Source organism: Thermococcus gammatolerans EJ3 (assembly GCF_000022365.1).
Taxonomy (GTDB): domain Archaea; phylum Methanobacteriota_B; class Thermococci; order Thermococcales; family Thermococcaceae; genus Thermococcus; species Thermococcus gammatolerans.
In genome coordinates this window covers 480,046-496,101 of the sequence record NC_012804.1, presented here as the reverse complement: position 1 = coordinate 496,101, position 16,056 = coordinate 480,046, and the positions used below count along the sequence as shown (strand labels likewise).

Annotated in this window: 22 protein-coding genes; 7 read left to right on the top strand and 15 right to left on the bottom strand. The window is 53.7% G+C overall.

The genetic code is table 11. The annotated features are described in order from the left end of the window. The first annotated feature begins 82 nt into the window (after positions 1–82). Positions 83–850 (top strand): class I SAM-dependent methyltransferase, encoded by a 768-nt coding sequence (locus TGAM_RS02640; protein WP_015858137.1) that lies wholly within the window; start codon positions 83–85, stop codon positions 848–850. Here the strand turns inward: TGAM_RS02640 and TGAM_RS02635 are convergent. The 5 genes from TGAM_RS02635 to TGAM_RS02615 all read right to left on the bottom strand — a co-directional run bounded on the left by TGAM_RS02635 (position 836) and on the right by TGAM_RS02615 (position 5,611). Then, positions 836–1,384, bottom strand: coding sequence for an adenosylcobinamide amidohydrolase (locus TGAM_RS02635; protein ID WP_048811391.1), 549 nt, complete (start codon positions 1,382–1,384; stop codon positions 836–838). The two genes, TGAM_RS02640 and TGAM_RS02635, sit on opposite strands and share 15 nt — an antisense overlap. Positions 1,385–1,412: 28 nt before the next feature. Then, positions 1,413–1,592 carry a hypothetical protein gene (locus TGAM_RS02630; protein ID WP_048811043.1) on the bottom strand — a complete coding sequence of 60 codons (180 nt, stop codon included), beginning with the start codon at positions 1,590–1,592 and terminating at the stop codon, positions 1,413–1,415. A 36-nt stretch (positions 1,593–1,628) separates the two neighbouring features. After that, positions 1,629–2,252, bottom strand: coding sequence for an HVO_0476 family zinc finger protein (locus TGAM_RS02625; RefSeq protein ID WP_015858134.1), 624 nt, complete (start codon positions 2,250–2,252; stop codon positions 1,629–1,631). Positions 2,253–2,285: 33 nt separating this feature from the next. Next, positions 2,286–3,599, bottom strand: a complete 1,314-nt coding sequence (locus TGAM_RS02620; RefSeq protein ID WP_015858133.1) for an ATP-binding protein — start codon at positions 3,597–3,599, stop codon at positions 2,286–2,288. 116 nt (positions 3,600–3,715) lie between these two features. Next, a complete protein-coding gene (locus TGAM_RS02615) occupies positions 3,716–5,611 on the bottom strand; it encodes a phosphoadenosine phosphosulfate reductase domain-containing protein (RefSeq protein ID WP_048811042.1) in 1,896 nt (631 codons plus the stop codon). 107 nt (positions 5,612–5,718) lie between these two features. Here TGAM_RS02615 and TGAM_RS02610 point away from each other — a divergent pair, with 107 nt between their 5' ends. The 5 genes from TGAM_RS02610 (at position 5,719) to TGAM_RS02590 (ending at position 9,544) form a co-directional block, all read left to right on the top strand. Then, the gene (locus TGAM_RS02610) at positions 5,719–7,035 is read left to right on the top strand and encodes a hypothetical protein (protein WP_048811041.1); all 1,317 of its coding nucleotides are present in this window, start codon (positions 5,719–5,721) and stop codon (positions 7,033–7,035) included. An 82-nt stretch (positions 7,036–7,117) separates the two neighbouring features. After that, positions 7,118–8,071, top strand: coding sequence for an SPFH domain-containing protein (locus tag TGAM_RS02605; RefSeq protein WP_015858130.1), 954 nt, complete (start codon positions 7,118–7,120; stop codon positions 8,069–8,071). Positions 8,072–8,076: 5 nt separating this feature from the next. After that, positions 8,077–8,505, top strand: a complete 429-nt coding sequence (locus TGAM_RS02600; RefSeq protein WP_048811040.1) for an NfeD family protein — start codon at positions 8,077–8,079, stop codon at positions 8,503–8,505. 39 nt (positions 8,506–8,544) lie between these two features. Further along, positions 8,545–9,129, top strand: coding sequence for a thymidine kinase (locus tag TGAM_RS02595; protein ID WP_015858128.1), 585 nt, complete (start codon positions 8,545–8,547; stop codon positions 9,127–9,129). Beyond that, positions 9,086–9,544 carry a DUF371 domain-containing protein gene (locus TGAM_RS02590; RefSeq protein ID WP_015858127.1) on the top strand — a complete coding sequence of 153 codons (459 nt, stop codon included), beginning with the start codon at positions 9,086–9,088 and terminating at the stop codon, positions 9,542–9,544. The genes TGAM_RS02595 and TGAM_RS02590 overlap by 44 nt, the downstream gene beginning before the upstream one ends. Here the strand turns inward: TGAM_RS02590 and TGAM_RS02585 are convergent, their stop codons facing one another. After that, positions 9,545–10,369 carry a DUF835 domain-containing protein gene (locus tag TGAM_RS02585; protein ID WP_015858126.1) on the bottom strand — a complete coding sequence of 275 codons (825 nt, stop codon included), beginning with the start codon at positions 10,367–10,369 and terminating at the stop codon, positions 9,545–9,547. Between the two features lie 94 nt (positions 10,370–10,463). Here TGAM_RS02585 and TGAM_RS02580 point away from each other — a divergent pair, with 94 nt between their 5' ends. Next, positions 10,464–11,132, top strand: a complete 669-nt coding sequence (locus TGAM_RS02580) for a TIGR00703 family protein (RefSeq protein ID WP_015858125.1) — start codon at positions 10,464–10,466, stop codon at positions 11,130–11,132. 1 nt (position 11,133) lies between these two features. Here the strand turns inward: TGAM_RS02580 and TGAM_RS02575 are convergent, their stop codons facing one another. The 9 genes from TGAM_RS02575 to TGAM_RS02535 all read right to left on the bottom strand — a co-directional run bounded on the left by TGAM_RS02575 (position 11,134) and on the right by TGAM_RS02535 (position 16,055). Beyond that, on the bottom strand, positions 11,134–11,715 hold the full coding sequence (locus TGAM_RS02575; protein ID WP_048811039.1) for a HemK2/MTQ2 family protein methyltransferase: 582 nt from the start codon (positions 11,713–11,715) through the stop codon (positions 11,134–11,136). A 30-nt stretch (positions 11,716–11,745) separates the two neighbouring features. Further along, a complete protein-coding gene (locus tag TGAM_RS02570) occupies positions 11,746–11,916 on the bottom strand; it encodes a 30S ribosomal protein S27ae (RefSeq protein ID WP_015858123.1) in 171 nt (56 codons plus the stop codon). 10 nt (positions 11,917–11,926) lie between these two features. After that, positions 11,927–12,223 (bottom strand): 30S ribosomal protein S24e, encoded by a 297-nt coding sequence (locus tag TGAM_RS02565; RefSeq protein WP_015858122.1) that lies wholly within the window; start codon positions 12,221–12,223, stop codon positions 11,927–11,929. Then, positions 12,213–12,755: a GTP-dependent dephospho-CoA kinase gene (locus TGAM_RS02560; protein WP_015858121.1), complete on the bottom strand. Its 543-nt coding sequence runs from the start codon at positions 12,753–12,755 to the stop codon at positions 12,213–12,215. The genes TGAM_RS02565 and TGAM_RS02560 overlap by 11 nt, the downstream gene beginning before the upstream one ends. A 1-nt stretch (position 12,756) precedes the next feature. Next, positions 12,757–12,945: a transcription elongation factor subunit Spt4 gene (spt4, locus tag TGAM_RS02555; RefSeq protein ID WP_015858120.1), complete on the bottom strand. Its 189-nt coding sequence runs from the start codon at positions 12,943–12,945 to the stop codon at positions 12,757–12,759. A gap of 2 nt (positions 12,946–12,947) precedes the next feature. Beyond that, positions 12,948–13,508 (bottom strand): DNA-directed RNA polymerase, encoded by a 561-nt coding sequence (locus TGAM_RS02550; protein WP_015858119.1) that lies wholly within the window; start codon positions 13,506–13,508, stop codon positions 12,948–12,950. Between the two features lie 32 nt (positions 13,509–13,540). Then, positions 13,541–14,074, bottom strand: coding sequence for an inorganic diphosphatase (locus TGAM_RS02545; RefSeq protein ID WP_015858118.1), 534 nt, complete (start codon positions 14,072–14,074; stop codon positions 13,541–13,543). A gap of 75 nt (positions 14,075–14,149) precedes the next feature. Continuing rightward, a complete protein-coding gene (locus TGAM_RS02540) occupies positions 14,150–15,121 on the bottom strand; it encodes a hypothetical protein (protein ID WP_015858117.1) in 972 nt (323 codons plus the stop codon). A gap of 4 nt (positions 15,122–15,125) precedes the next feature. Then, positions 15,126–16,055 (bottom strand): COG1361 family protein, encoded by a 930-nt coding sequence (locus TGAM_RS02535; protein ID WP_015858116.1) that lies wholly within the window; start codon positions 16,053–16,055, stop codon positions 15,126–15,128. Between the last annotated feature and the right edge of the window lies 1 nt (position 16,056).

The following is a 16,056-nucleotide window of genomic DNA, read 5'->3' as shown; positions in this document are numbered from 1 at the left end:
GTCAATCTACGTAAGTTGACAAAACTCTTAAGCCTTTCGATGGATTTAAAACCATCCCCCGAGAACGTCCAACGGTGGGAGGATGGAGGAGCTCTACCGCTACCTGAGGGCATACATGGATCCCAAGAGCGAGGTCGCCCAAAACCGCTTCATTGGACTGCGCTCCTTCTTTAACTGGGCCGTCAAGGAGGGTTTATTTCCCGAAAGGAGAAAGCTCCGCATCCTCGACCTCTGCGCGGGAACTGGGATAGCAGGCAGTGCCCTCTACGAGACGCTCCGCGAATGGGGCTACGAGCCCTCTCTTACCGTCGTTGACAAGAGAAAGGAAGACCTGCTCCTCGTTGAGGAGTGGGTGAGCGGTGAGGTTTACGGAGCTGTTATGGACTGCCTCGACGACTTGAGCAAACTCGGAAAGTTCGACGTTGCTCTAATCTTCGGCCACACGATGCCTCACTTCAACCCGTTTCAAACGGCGGAGCTCTTCAGGAACGTCGCGGGGGTTTTGGAAAGCGACGGCGTCTTCCTGCTCGAGGAGACGGACCGCTTCGGGGCTTTCTTTTACAGAAGAGCCTACCGCGAGATTGTGCCGGAAGTTCGGGGTGATGACTACACGATAGTCTCGCTCGATGAGGGCTACGACCCTCTCAAGGGTATCATCAAGAGAGGTTACTACAAACTGCCAGGCTGGGAGAGAATTGGAGAGATGGAGACGCGTTACTGGGACCTGGCGGGTCTGGCGGGCATCGGTAAGGCTCTCTTCGAGGAGGTCAGGATAATAAGAAAGAGCGAGCACGGCGTCGTCAGCGCGGGTGACATGATCTACCTGAGAGGCCCGCTAACTCCTCGTTGATTCCCACTTTTTCAGGCTCTCCTCAAGCGCACTCCTTACTGCCCGCCCAATGTTGAGACCGAGGTCCGTTGCAGTTCCGGCCCATTCAACGTCACCGGGGAAAGCGAAAACACCGATTCCATCGCTCGTCGTTCCGGTTGCGTTGTAACCGAGCTTTAAGAGGGTGTAAGTTTTCGCCTCGGTGGCCGTCATTATTGCGTTGGCCATCGCGCCGACGGTGAGGCCGTCCTCGATGACGAGCGCCATGTTTATAGTCCCCGGTTTCCAGGGCGGCGGTTCCTCCCCTGCTATTGCCGGGTTGGTGAGCCCAGCGGTTACGTATGCGGTAACGCTCCCGCTCCGTGAAACAGAGAGAACCTTACCTACCTCCGCCGCCGTCATAAAACCCACAAAGTCCTTGAGGCCGTTTTCTAGCTCGAAGGCCCGACAGTCGGCCCGGTAGTCACCGGAGTAGTCCTTGTGAACTTTCATAAAGAAAAAGCCCTCTGCCTCGACGAGGCCACCCCTGTGCGGGGCGTTGCTCAGCGCCAGCATGCGCCGGGAAAAGTGCTTGATAAAACCCTCATTCACGTCTCTCCCCCCGGTGGTAGTCCCACCTCAGGAGGACGAACAGGACTATCATGAAGATCGTGATGTAGTAGCTCACCTTGAAGGGAACAACACCCACAAGCCCGAGGGTGTAAAAAACCGTCAAAATGAGAACAAGGACAAGAAGGAAACGGTAAGTGGTTTTTCTCTCCATCGCGCTCACCTCAGGGCTCGGGAGCGGCCAAGCTCATCACTCCTCAGCTCGAGATTCATCCTCATAGCCCCTGTAAATCTCAAGACTCCTCCTGGCCCGCGCCCTCGGGATGTGGTGGCCCATCAGGGCAACGATTTTATCGGCCTGGGCCTTCCCGTGGTGGAGCATCTTCCTCTCGGTCTTGATCTTCTCAATCTTGAAGGTGTAGCCCCCGACCTCGACGACTTCTCCGACCGCAAACTCCTCATCCCTCGGAACCTTGACGCGGAAAGACTGCGTGATTCCTTTGGGCATATAGATCGACACCTTGATGACCTTCGGGTAGGTCAGGCTCTCGCCCCAGAGCGTTACTATCTCGCCGACCTTCGCCTTGTTCACCCTCTTCCCGCCTTCCAGCTCAATTCCGGTAATTCTTACCTCATCCTCCTCGGTCTCGACGATGTCGCCAACTCTAATCTCCTCTCCTTCGGGAAGCTCCGCCTCGCTCTTAAAGCTCCTCTCGTGCTTGCTCACTATGAGCGGAACTCTGACCAGCTTCGGAAGCGTCACGTGCCAGACGTTGCCGCACTCGTTACAGCGGAGGGTCAGCTCCCTCCCGCGCTCCTTGATGACCTCAACGTCATCGCTACCGCACTCGGGACAGATGAAGTACTCCTCCATGTCTCTCACCAGAGGGGGAGAATGGCGGGGGGCTTATAAAGGTGTCCTCTCAATCAGCCAGCGCCAAAGCGGGAGGAAGCGAATCCTCCTTCCATCAATTTCTTCAACCCCTTCCTCCTCCCACGTTATGATTGTCAAGTTCCGGCAGTTCAGGGTCTTCGATGCCCTGAGAAGTGCTCTAAGCTCCCTCTCACGGGTTTGTGGTTCATCAAGGGCGTAGCTAACCTGTACCAGCTCCCTCACCTTCCCGCCGAGGGAAACCACGAAGTCCACCTCTCCTCTTCCATCTTCCCAATAATGAACCTCAAGCCTCGGCTCGAAGTAGTGTTTCCTCCGCAGGAGCTCAACGGCAACGATGTTCTCAATCCTGTAACCGGTGTCGCCCACACCGAGGGCCGTTGCAAGGCCAACGTCCGCAATGTAGAGCTTCGGCTGACTTCTCAAAGACTCGACATCGCTCGGGTGGTACTTCCTGAGCGGGAGCACGAAGCCGACGTCCTCAAGATAACTTAGATACTCCGCAAGCGTCGGCCTGCTGATCTTAGTGCCGGTTGAAGAAACAAGGGAGTGGAGCTTTCTGATTGAGATCTTTCTCGCGAAGTTTCTGACTAAAATCCGTATCAGAGCTTTCAGGGCCGAGACTTTCTCTATCCCATAGCGCTCAACGAGGTCCCTGTAAACTATCAGGTTGAGATACTCCTGGAGGGTTCTAATCTTCAGCGGAGGCGAGTAATCAACGATTCCTGGGAAACCGCCGTACTCAATGTACTCTTCAAGGAGGCGCAGAAGGATACCCCTTTTCCTCTCCGTTAAGGGCTTTTTCAGCTCGAAGCCCTTGAAAGTCAGAAACTCGCGGAACGAGAGTGGAAACAGCCGAAAGCCCAGGGTTCTTCCCCGGAGCGAGGTCGCTATTTCACGAGAGAGCAGTTTTGAAGACGAGCCCGTTATGAACACCCTCGCCCTCTTCCCTTCGAGCAGACGCCTTACGAACATCTCCCAGCCCTCAACGACCTGAACCTCGTCGAGGAAGAGGTACATAACATCAGCATCGGGGTTGTGCTTGTAGTAGAGCTGAACTATCGTGGACAGGTCTCTGGCGGAGATTCCAGCGAGCCTCTCGTCTTCGAAGTTTACGTAAAAAATCCGCTTGATTGGGAGACCGTTCTCAATTAGTTTCCTCATTGCCAGATAGAGGAGATGGGTCTTCCCCGTCCTCCGAAGGCCGTAAACAGAAACCGCAACGTCAACGTTAAGGGGGAGGGTTAGTTCCCTCTCCTTGGCCTCTGGAACCCCGAACTCATGAAACTCGGCTATAACCTCTTCGAGAGCTTCCATCATGGTCGCCATGTATAAAACTCAACTTTCCAAAATTTAAGGATTTTGGTCAACTATACTTTACCAAATTGCGCAAAAATTGTAAAGTCGAGTTTACCAAAATCCAAAGAGAAGCGAGAACATGCCACTCAGAGCTGGCTCCCTTCCTCCGGGTTCTTAATCTTCAACAGCGGGCAGACCTCCATGCACTCCCTGCAGTGCGTACAGCGGTTCCAGTCGACGACTATCTTCTTGCTCTTCTCGTCTATGCTCAAAGCTTCCTCCGGGCACTTTCCGACACAGACGCCGCAGCCAACGCACTCGTAGGCCCTCTTAACGAGGTAGTAGGCGCTGACCGCCTCCCTTTCGTCCGGAGCTTTGGCCTTCCTCGTCCTGGTGAAGAACTCGACTTCGCCAGCCCTTACGACGTCCCCTTCAACGCTCACCTCGCCGAGTATCGGCGCTACCTGCAGGAGGCGCTTTTTGTTGAGAACCGTGTTGAACTCCAGCTCGTAGCCCTCACTTGCCTCCTCAATTTTGACCTTAACCGGCTCCCACGAGCGCTCCTCAGGAATATCGACGCCAAGCTTTCTCGCTATGGCCTTCTCACCCTTGCTGAGCCTCTTCCAGCGCCAGAAGCCGTAGGTAATCCACTCCTCTGGAAGGCCAAAGCGCCTCCTCCAATACTCAAGGGCTTTAAACCACTTCTCCCAGAGCTCGGGCTTCTCGCGCTTGAGCCGTTCAAATTCAGCCAAAGAGGCGCTCGGACAGAGGAAACAGCCTATCCTGTCGAAGCCCCTCTCGTAGAGCGGGTTGTAGGGCAGTTTCCTGCTGAAGATGTAGAGCCACACCTCAATCGCGCGCCAGTGAAATATCGGCGACGCACCTATCTCGTTGGGCACCCACTCGTTCCTCCATACGCGAGGTTGCTTAAAGCGCTTTATGCTCTCGTACTTTCTCTGGCCGACGAACATGAGAACTCCTTTCGGGTAGTTCTCCTTTATCGCCAGCGTTATCGGGCCGAGCTTCGTGACCTTACAGCACCAGCGGTAGTCGCGACCGGGCGGTGAGAAAACGTAGAGCGCCCTCCAGAAGGCGTCTCCAGCGTCCGCAACGACGAACTTTATCCCTTTCGGCTCGAGCTCCTTCCTCAGCTTCCCCACGTACTCCACAGTCTCGGGGAACTCGATTCCGGTGTTGTTGAAGAACACCGTGAAATCGCTCCCGAACTCCTCTAAGGCCAAGCCGAGAACCGCTAAACTGTCCTTCCCGCCCGAGAAAGCGACGGCAACGGGAAGGTCCGAGTATTTGCTGGCAACTCTCCTCATGAACTCCCTGCTTTTCATGACTTTTTCCTCGAGCGCTATTGCATTGGCTCTCAGAACGTCCTCCATCGTCGCCTTTCTTCCCTCGCGGTAGTTAACGCTCTTCTGCCTCTTGGGCTTGACCCCCGTTCCGCGCTCGCCCCTGATTAGAGCGGAGTAGTCCTTCTTCGCTATCCCGGTCGCGAAGACCTCTCCGTCCTCCGAGACAAGGATTACATCGTCATTCACCCTTATGCTCGGGTCAGCTTCCAAGACGCCAACTGCCAAAAGGTTAGCACCGTTCTTTATTGGCTCGACGGCGCCTTTATCGACTATGACCCACTTCTTCATTTTCTTCCCGAAGCGCTTCCAGAGAGCTATGGCGCCTTCAACTTTCAGGCCGGCCTTCCAGCTTAGTTTAATAGGGTCAAACTTGACGTAACCGAAGACGTAGCCATCAACTATGATCTCGTAGGCGTCGTCCTCGCTGGGGAGCTTGTTGAGGAGAACTATTTTTCCGTCGAGAACTTCGCCAACGTCAACGCCGAAGTGCTCCGCAAAGACCGATTTTATGAACTCCAGATCCTTCTCAAAGGCGAACCTCAAATCGCCGGGAGGAGTTATGTTCAGCCTGGAGACGCCCTCCTTCCCGTGAACGGCACAACTATCACCGATGAGCGGGACGTTGCATTTCTCGCACCAGTTTATGTAAGCCTTGCCGAGGAAAACCGGTCTTCCCACATCTCTCACCCAAAGCCTGAAGCAGGCAGGGGTTTATAAAGAAGACGGATCATGCTCAGGACCAAACCTTTTTAATTTTCAAGGGATTAGTAATATCGGTGACCATAATGAGAAGACTTTCATTCTTAATTGCAATCGTTCTGGTTGTTGTCATAGCGCTGTCTGTAATGACGTCCAATGGGGCCGAAACCTCGCTAAGGGGGTACTGGGCAAAAGTGTACAATGGAAACTACGTGAGGGGCGGGGTATCTGCCCTCGTGAAGACTGAAAACGGAATTTACCTCGTTGGAGGTATAAGCTTCCCAAACTCCGATAAGGGCTTCATAGCAAGGCTGTCGGAAGAAGGAGAAGTTTCAAAGGCAGTTGGCTACGGAGTGATGGGATTGGACTGTATGTTCGAGGGGGGCGCTGCTCTGGGAAGGAACTTAATGGTCGCGGGGATTCTCCACAACGGGACGTTTGGAAACCGCCGACTAATGATTGCAAAAATTGGCGAGAACATGAAGCCCCTATGGGCCGAGACCTTCAACATCAGTGTGTTTCCAGAGTTGGCGGGGATCGAGGTCGTTGATGATGGAATCCTCGTGGCGGGCGGATTTGTGGGTGAGAAAGATGGGGTCTTTGTCATGAAGTTGAACGATAAAGGGGAAGTCCTCTGGACGAGGCTCTATATAAGCGAAGGATTTTTAGTCCCGACCGGGATGGCGCCCGACGGTGAGGGCGGATTCCTGCTCCTGGGAGTGGAGGTCGACTACGGATCAAGCAAGATGGTTCTCATTGACATCGATGGAAAAGGAAAGGTAAAGTGGGCCAAGGCCTATAAAGAGGGGGTCTACGGGAATGCAATTCTGAAGGAAGGCGAGAGAATTATAGTGGTAGGGGAAATTGGAAACGGTTTGGAGGGGGAAAATCGCGGAGACGTGTTTGTTGCCCTACTCAACGAAGATGGAAACGTGATCTGGGCCAAAGCATATGGAAGCGAGGAGATGGACTTTGGAGGAACTGCAGGGCTCCTCGATGGGGGTATCGTGGTTGCAGGGATCTACGGAGGCAAGATAGTGTCGGGGATCCCACCCCGGGTCGAAAACTACACCATATGGATCCTGAATTTAGAGAAAAACGGAAAGGTCAGATGGGAGAAAGCGTACTGGAGGGGATATCCCTCCTTCGTAGTTCCGGATGGTGATTCGATCCTGATTGGAGGTTTCCTCATCTCAGGAAACGAGAGTAGAATATTCCTTGCAAGGATTAAAGGAGATGGCAGTAGCCCGGACTCGGGAATTACCCCGGACTATGATGTCCATGAGGTCAGGCTAAAAGCCACGAACTTCGAGCTAAGGGAGGAAGAGCTCAAAGTGAAGGCCCTGCGCGTGGAGTTTGAAACCCAAAATATCCCACTGGAAGCGGAACCGATACGGAGTTGAATCAGTAAAGCGAAACTGTCTCCAGAAGGTTTATAAGGAGTTTTACCAATTGAAGTTTGAACACTCACCGGAGGCGATCGTAATGGGGTTTGCCACAGTTGCCCTAGTGGTAATTGGCGGTTTTCTGCTTTTGCTATTGCTCCTGGGAGTGAAGGTCATAAGGCCGTACCAGAAGGGCCTCGTTGAGAGGCTCGGAAAGTTCAACAGGATACTTGACCCGGGAATACACTTCATAATCCCCTTCATGGAGCGCGTCAAGAAGGTGGACATGCGCGAACACGTCATAGACGTCCCTCCCCAGGAGGTCATCTGTAAGGATAACGTCGTCGTTACCGTCGATGCGGTCGTTTACTACCAGATCCTCGACCCTGTCAAGGCAGTCTACAACGTGAGTAACTTCTTGATGGCGATAATCAAGCTCGCCCAGACCAACCTCCGTGCGATAATAGGTGAGATGGAGCTCGACGAGACCCTGAGCGGAAGGGACATAATCAACGCCCGCCTTAGGGAAGAGCTCGACAAGATAACCGACCGCTGGGGTGTGAAGATAACCCGCGTTGAGATCCAGCGCATCGATCCGCCAAAGGACATCCAGGAGGCGATGGCCAAGCAGATGACGGCCGAGCGTGAAAAGAGGGCCATGATCCTCCTGGCCGAGGGTAAGAAGGAAGCGGCAATAAGGGAAGCTGAAGGTCAGAAGCAGGCGGCAATACTGAAGGCGGAGGGTGAGAAGCAGAGGCAGATACTCATCGCGGAGGGCCAGGCCCAGGCCATAAAGAAGGTCTTGGAGGCCCTCAAGATGGCGGACGAAAAGTACCTGACGCTCCAGTACATCGAGAAGCTGCCCGACCTCGCCAAGTACGGAAACCTCATCGTGCCTTACGACACTGAGGCCCTCATAGGGCTCCTCCGCGTCCTCCAGAAGGTCAAGGACACACCACTTCCAAAACCGCCGGAGCCCCCAAAGGAAGAAGGCAAAGAAAGCTCCGAACTCAAGGACGAAGACGTTGAGAAACTCAAGAATCTGATGGAGTGAGGGCTATGAGCACGGCCCTCGCCGTTTCCCTACTAATTTTGGGCCTACTTATAATCCTGCTCGACATGATGGTTACCGCATTCATAACCCCCATAGGCGTGACCTTCGCAGTGCTCGGACTGCTCCTCGGGTTTGGGATGAATTTCACCGAGAGCTTCGTCATATCGCTGATAGCCGCAGTGATCTCATACATCCTCATAGGCAGGTACATACGGCGGGACGTGGAGGACGTTGGCAGAAAGGAGAGGAAGTACACCTTCGACCTCGTTGGCAAGAGGGGAAAGGTCGTTAAGGTGGCGGAAGACCACTACCTCGTCGAGCTCGAGGGAGACAGGTGGATCGCGTTCAGCGACGACGAACTCCAAGCTGGGGACGTGGTAGAGGTCAAAGCAGTAGATGGTGTCAAGCTCATAGTGAAAAAGGCGGAACGGTAACGTTTTAACTTCACCCTCCATTTTTCTTCGGTGTTGTCGATGCATCCCGGCGGCTTCTTGGAGGTAATAACGGGCCCCATGTTCGCGGGCAAAACCACCGAGCTGATAAAGAGGATCGAAAGGCAGGCGTTCGCCAGGAGAAAGGTCGCCCTCTTCAAACCCTCGATAGACACCCGGTACTCGAAGGAGGAAGTAGTTGCACACAACGGACTCCGCTACGAGGCTTTCGTCGTGCCCACCGACGAGAACGGCGTGAGGAGAATAATGGAAACGACGATTCGCGAGGGATTTGAGGTAATCGGGATTGATGAGGTTCAGTTCTTCCCAATTGAGATCGTGGACGTGCTCAACAGGCTTGCGGACGAAGGCGTTTACGTCATAGCGAGCGGCCTCAACCTCGACTTCAAGGGCGATCCCTTCCCAGTAACCCGAGAACTGCTCGTTAGGGCCGACAACATAGTCTACCTGACTGCAGTCTGCACCGTCTGCGGGAGGCCCGCAACGAGAAGCCAGAGACTCATCGACGGAAAGCCGGCCCCGAGGAACTCACCTGTTATACTTGTCGGCGGGAGGGAAAGCTATGAGGCGAGGTGTCGGGAACACCACATCGTCCCGGAGGAATAAGCTCGTCGAGGTCATAAGGTGCAGGGGTCACGAAAACGTTAGGGCAACCCACAGATCGACGCTGGAGTTCACGAAGGAGGACTACCTGACGCCCAGGGGTGACTGCATAATCTGCATTGGGGCAGACCGGGGCATAAACGACCTCAGCGAGGAGTTCAAAGCCGCCCTGAGGGAGGGGAGGAAACTGCTCATAAGGATACGGGTGGAAGAGCTCGTTGACGAGGTCGTTGCCTGGGGGAGTCCGGGGTTAATACTCGATCATCCATATTCTATCGTTGTGAGGAAGAGCGATTACATCGACGCAAGAACGCTCGCAATAAGAGCCAACAAGGCGGCGAGGGACATAGATCGAAAGCTGGTGGCCCGTCTGAAGGATCCCCGAACGGAGGCTGTAATCGAGCTGATAATCATCTGATCACTCCTTGAGATCCTCCCTCGAGAGGGCTCCGAACAGGGCATGCTTCTCAAGACTAGAGAGGAGCTTTTCAATTTCGAGGGGCGGGAACTCCCTTCTGATAACCGAGATCTCCCTCTCCCCGAGGGTTTCCTCATCAAGAACCACTACAACAGCTGAGTTCGAGAGGAGCATGTAGTCCTTGAGGGAGGCGAGAAACTTAACGACGCTCCGGAAGTCATTGTGAAGGAGAAGAAACTCGATCCCGTCGAGGAGAACGAGCCCGCTCCCCCCTCCCTCGGAAATCGTTCTTATGACCGATTCGAGAATAACATGGAGCTTCGCTGGATCGACTGAGTCGGCAGCCTCAATTCGGCTCAACCATATGCGCCTGTCAAAATCACACACGGTGGGATTTTTGGATCTTCCTATGTAGATCTTGGTCTTGAACATCCCGCAGAGGGGGGTTAACTTGGGGAGCTCCTCAGGGGTAACACTAAAGCCGCCAATGAGGGGACCCCGTTCACCATACTCCTCCCTCTCTTTGGAGCCACTGAGAACCCGAGAGGAAAGGCGGAGGTAATGGATGACAGACACCATCAGGAGGACGTAAGAAACAAGGAAAAGGGCCGCTTCGAGCCACCAGAGAACCTTTCCTGTCACGGCGTCGATTATAACGACAATGCTAGCGGCTACTGCGAGGAGTCCTGAAAGAATAACGTTCATGGAGAACTTCCTTGAGAGGGGCGCCACGATACTTCGGGAGTAAAGGTAAGCCAAGATAAGTAGGACAGAGTACACCATCAGGGAAACCAGACCAGCGATCAGCACCGCCACCTTAACCACGAAAGCACCTCACTATCCTTGTACACCTATCCCTTAAGACATTTTGGGGAAAAGCTTAAATAGGGTCAGTTTTTAATAACAAAAGGTGATCAAAATGCTCGAGGGCTACTACATAGTCGAAAACACCGGAGTCGTTCCGGCCGAGAGGAGGTTCAAGTTTAAGGATCTGAAGGCGTGGGGTTATGACCTGCACCTAGGAACGATAGACGGTAAGGAGGCCTACTTCGTCTCAAGAACGGGAACTCACGAGGAAGGAGAAACCTACACGCAGGACGGAAGGGAGTACCACATCACCGAGACGCAGAGGGAGATACCGAAGAACGCAAGACTTTTGGCGAGGATCGTAATCGAGCGCGGCCAGCCCTACCTCGAGTTCTGGCTTGAGGCTGAGGAAGCAAACTACCCGCTCGCCAAGGAGGACCCGAGGCTAATCCTTCACCGCTTCTGGACGGCCAAGAAGTTCAACCAGCTCGAAAAGCACGTCGGAAGCGTGGGCCTAACAACTGACTTCTTCAAGGACAGGGTCTTCGTGAAGAGCCTTCCGCTTCCCTTCGAGGAGTACCCGCCAAAGGTTAGGAGGGTTCTGAGAGAAGTCAGGGACGTGCACAGGGATTTGACGGGCTTCGGAAGGTTCGTCTTCCAGTACTACGGAGAGGAAGACAAGACCCACAACTACCGCCTTTGGTGGCTCCTGCCGACGATACACCTCTTCGACATCGAGGTCTCAAACGAGGTGGACAAGATTTTGGCGATGCTCGATTGAGCTATCCTTTCTTTTCTGCGAGGATAACGACGATGTCCTCAAAGAAGAGGTGCCTCCTGGCTATAACCTCACCCCTAAGGCCGGCTTTCTCAAACTCCCTCATTGTCTCTTCAACCCCTGTTATCGAGCTCTGTACGAGGTAAACCCGGCCGTTCTCGTTCAGGTGGTCAGGCACTTCAGCTATAAAGCGGTCTATTACCTCCCTCCCGGTTTTACCCCCAACGAGGGCCAGATCTATAGCTTTCTCGGGCTCGCCTGGAAGATAGGGGGCGTTGAAAGTTATCACATCGAACCTGCCCGAGACGTTCTCAAATAAGTCGCTCAGGCGAAACTCGACGTTGCTTATACCGTTCAGTCGAGCGTTCCTTCGAGCGAGTTCGACTGCCTTGGGATTCACGTCAACGCCCAAGACGTACTTTGCTTTTCTCGCCATCAGGAGAGCTATCAGTCCCGTTCCGGTTCCAACGTCGAGGGCAATCTCCCCCGGTCTGACCTCGAGGGTCTCGGCGAGGAGGAAAGTGTCTTCCGCCGGCTCATAGACGTCCGAATGGAGCTCCAGCTTGATTCCATAATAAATGGGCATCGTCACCGCCGGGGAGAAAGAAAAGGAGAATCACTTCTTCCACTCGGTGTAGCCGCACCTTCCGCAGGACCAGCGATCCTTGTGGTTGGCCATAAAGACACCGGGGCCGCAGCGCGGGCAGAACTTGTTCTTCCTGACGACCTTTCCTCCCTTAACCTCGTAGAGCTTCCACTTTTGGCTGGTCTTTTTCTTCTTGGCCATTCACACCACCTCACTCTTCCTCCTTCTGGATGAGGCCATCGCGGAGGAGGATGTACTCGGGCTCAATGTAGAGCATCCTCTCCCTCGTCTCGTAGGCCTTGGCGTAGCCCTTGGAAACGTGGCTTCCGAAGTAGCTCCTTATGTACTGGAGGACCATAGTGTTTGGGTCTAGGTCGAGCATTGCGGCGAGCTTGCCCTTCACCGCTTCCCTGCTCGGGGTAGGCTCGCCCTCGTGGATAATGTCGAAGTATATCTCCTTTCTTCCCAGGAGCTTGTTTTCCCTTATCTCGGTCACCTTAATCTCCATCACGAACCACCTCCATCTTGGCTAAGATACTCGCACACCTGCGCTTGCATTCGGGTGTTACCTTTATAAGCACTACCCCCTCGTCGGGCTGGCCATAGAGGACGACCGAGCCGAGGGGAGCGTATAGCACGGCAGGGATCGCCGCGAGGTCTTCCTCACCGTTAACCTTAATATGAACACTCCTTCCCCTGCCGGCGATCTCGACTCCCTTTCTGACGGCGTTTAATAAAGCTTTCGTTATCGTGCCCGGGGGATTTCTAACGGTTAAAAAGACCGCCTCCGAGCCAACTGAGGGGTTGTAGTCCCTTCTCTTTGTTCTGTGATCGTATATCGCCACCGACGGGTGCATCCCTAACCTGATTACGTTTTCAGTCACAACATCGCCAACGGTGATCAGAAAAGGCACCTTCCTAAGGAGAGGAAGAATTCTGAGGTAGGGTTCCGGAATCTCACCCCTAACCAGTTCTCCCAAAGGCTCCTTGAGTTTATCCCGTAAGCTGGGGGGTAGATAAAAGTAGAAGTCACCGCACATGTCATCTCACGCGAATGGCGTATTTTCCGGGCACTTTTACACCGAGCTTTTTGGCGATCCTGCTCTTCTCTGGGTCTATGATTATGACGAGGTCAAACCACTCATCGCTGAGATCCCGGCTTCCACAGACGGGACAGCGGTCCTCGGTCGTTATGTAATGGCAGTGCCTGCAGGCCCTCTCCTTGACCATGCTCATGCCTCCTTGGATTTCCTCTTCTCCTTCTCAATCCACTCGAACTTTCCGAGGCCAGGCTGACGCATTGTGAGGCCTATCTTGTTTTCCCTGATAACGCGGCTCTTAACGCTTATCGCTATCACCCTTGCCCTGACCTCGTCACCGAGCTTGAGGATCCTCTTGGTTTCCTTGCCGAGGAACTGCTTGTTCTTTTCATCGAACACGACGTAGTCGTCCATAAGCTGACTGATGTGGACGAGGCCGTCCATTGGTCCGATCCTGACAAAGGCTCCGTACGGGGCCACGTCAATTACCTCTCCCTCGACGACCTCGTGCATGAACGGTTGCCACACGAGAACGTTGAAGACGACTTCGTGGTACGTCGCCCCGTCCCCCGGAACAATGACTCCCTCGCTCACTTCCTCGACGTCAAGAACGGCTAATACAACGCCCTCGTCCCTGTCGTAGATGCCCTCATATGTCCCGCGGAGGACGAGTTTTGCCGCTTCCTTTGGATCCATTGTGAACATCCTGGGCGGGATCCTGACGACGTCCTTAACCTTCAGCAACTTGTACATGGCCGAACCTCCAAAAAAGTTGGAAGGAGAACTCACTCCTTTCCGAACTTCTCCTTGTAGAGCTCTATGGCACGGAGGATTTCCCTCTTGGCCTCCTCGGCGTTGCCCCAGCCCTCAACAACGGTTGTCTTCCCCTGGAGCTCCTTGTAGCGCTGGAAGAAGTGGGCAATCTCGTCGAGGAAGGCCTTGGGAACGTCGTCGATATCCTTCCAGTCCTTGAAGTACGGATCCTCGACCGGAACGGCTAAGACCTTCCAGTCTTTATCTCCAGAGTCCTCCATCTTCATAATGCCTATCGGCCTAGCCTCGATGATGGTGAGCGGGTAAACTGGCTCGCGCATTATGACCATTATGTCGAACGGGTCTCCGTCGTCGTACCAAGTCTGGGGAATTATTCCGTAGTCCACCGGGTAGAAGAACGGGCTGTAAAGGACGCGGTCAAGCTTAAGCAGGCCGGTCTTCTTGTCGAGCTCGTACTTGTTCCTGCTACCCTTCGGAATCTCTATGAGTGCGTAGACTACCTCCGGAACGTTCGGTCCGGGCTCAAGCTCGTGGAACGGGTTCATCTCTAACCACCTCTAACCCTTTTAGAACTCCTAAGGTGGCTTTCCGCTTGCCCTTTTAAAGTTGTTGGTACCGGGCTAAGAAGCCCAGTACTCATAAACGGTGTCGCCATCTGCTATCGCGTAGACGTCGATATTGCCGTCACGGTAATGAATTATCGGCCTGTCCACCAGCTCAAAGGTACGTTCCAGATCCTCGGCGGACTTCAGTTTAACGCGCTTCCCCCCGGGTGGAGTTCCTTCAACCGTGTATTTTTTAAGCGATTTAAGAGCCTTTGGCTCCGTCTTCTTCTCCCTCCTGGAGTAGATTAGCCCAATTGGAGGTACGGCAAAGAGGATGGCCATCGCCGGGAAGAGAGTTCTGGCTGTGGAAACCCTAACATCGGAACCAGCGAAGGAGAGTGAGTTCGTGGTCGTGCTCACACTCCTGGTGACCTTTTTGTAATCTTTTTCAGTTCCTGTTAGGTAGAGCATGCTCGCCGAGTCTTTGCTCAACCCAATCCGCTGGCTGAAGGAATCCCTGCCCTCAGGCTTAACCTCAACCGTGACGTAAACCTCCTGCTCCGCCCGGTAGAGCCCTGTTCCTTCCCTGACCCTCTTGAGTTTCTCGCTCAAAAGGCTCATGTTGAATGTCAAGGGTAAAGTGAAAGATCCTTCAAAGGATCCACTCCCAAGCGGGATCTCCTCGCGGTATATGTAAACCTTCTTTTTTCCGCTGGAGACGTAGTAGTCGAGGTGCATCGTGGCCGTGTATGTTCCGGGGGATGATGGGTTAGTCCGGAAGGTGTAGTTCCCCCCTATCAACATCGTGATCTTGGAGGGGTAGTAATCATGCGTACTGCCGCTTTTGTAGATGCTACTGTTGGAAAACACCCCAAAGTGTACGAAACTACCCTCTTCAGTGTATAAGGTGGAATATTTGGCGCTCGTAGATATTGGTGCCTTTGAATAGGCGGCGCTTGAATAGGCCCCAAAAAGAACTGCGAGGACTATCGAAACGGAGACCCCCGCAAGGAGCAGATATCTTTTATCGAACTTAACATCCTTCATTCTCTCAACCTCCTGTAACGGTAACGCTTATTTTATTTGAGCGGAGACAGGTTCCGCAGAGGTGGGCTCCTCGGTTTAAGGTGAAGTTGGCTACGCATCCCGATGGAACCTTGAAGGAAACGTTGAGGGTCATCTCAAGCGTTACGGTTTCACCGTGGGACACATGAACTCTCCATCCAATGAGATCCCCAGCGCAACAGTTGAATATGTTATGACAGCCGCATGAGATGTTCGTAGGTGGTCTCAAAACGGTGCCTGCGGTCGCACTCGTGCTCTCTACAGTCACGTTAGCCGTTGCCCAATGGCAAGTTCCTAAACAACGGGAGCAGAGATGAGACGGAATCTTGTCCCATATTATGAACTCACCGCTCGGCCCGTTGTTCGTGAAATTCAGCTGGAGGACTATCGTGTAGTCCCCGGAGGTGTAGTTGTAGACACCCCCAACGATACCCTTTCTGAGCACGTATTTCGGGGAGTTCAGGCTAACCGTAATTGAGCATTCCTTTAGCTCGGCGCTCCCTCCGTCCCATTCCGCGTATACCGTTAGGGGTACGGTGTAGGTTCCGCTGATGGCATTATCATCAGCCGAGAAATTGCCTTCGATGACAACGCTCTCACCCACATCGAGGGTGTGCCATGAATCGTTCACACTTCCCGAAAGTCCCTCCGGTAGACTGGAAAAGTCGCCTTCAACCCTAACGGACATCGTTTTGTTCATCGAGTTGGACAGTGTCATAGCCGTGAACTGAACACTTGAACTCTTATTCATATATATAACACTACCGCTGCAGGAGTAGGAGACGTAGGAATCGTTGCCGTCAACGATGGCCATCTTCACTATTCTGTCGGCCCCATATTCCCTGAAGTTTCCGCTCGAGCCCACAACCAGGAGCAGACCGAGGAACATTACAAAGAACATCACAATCCTCCTCATG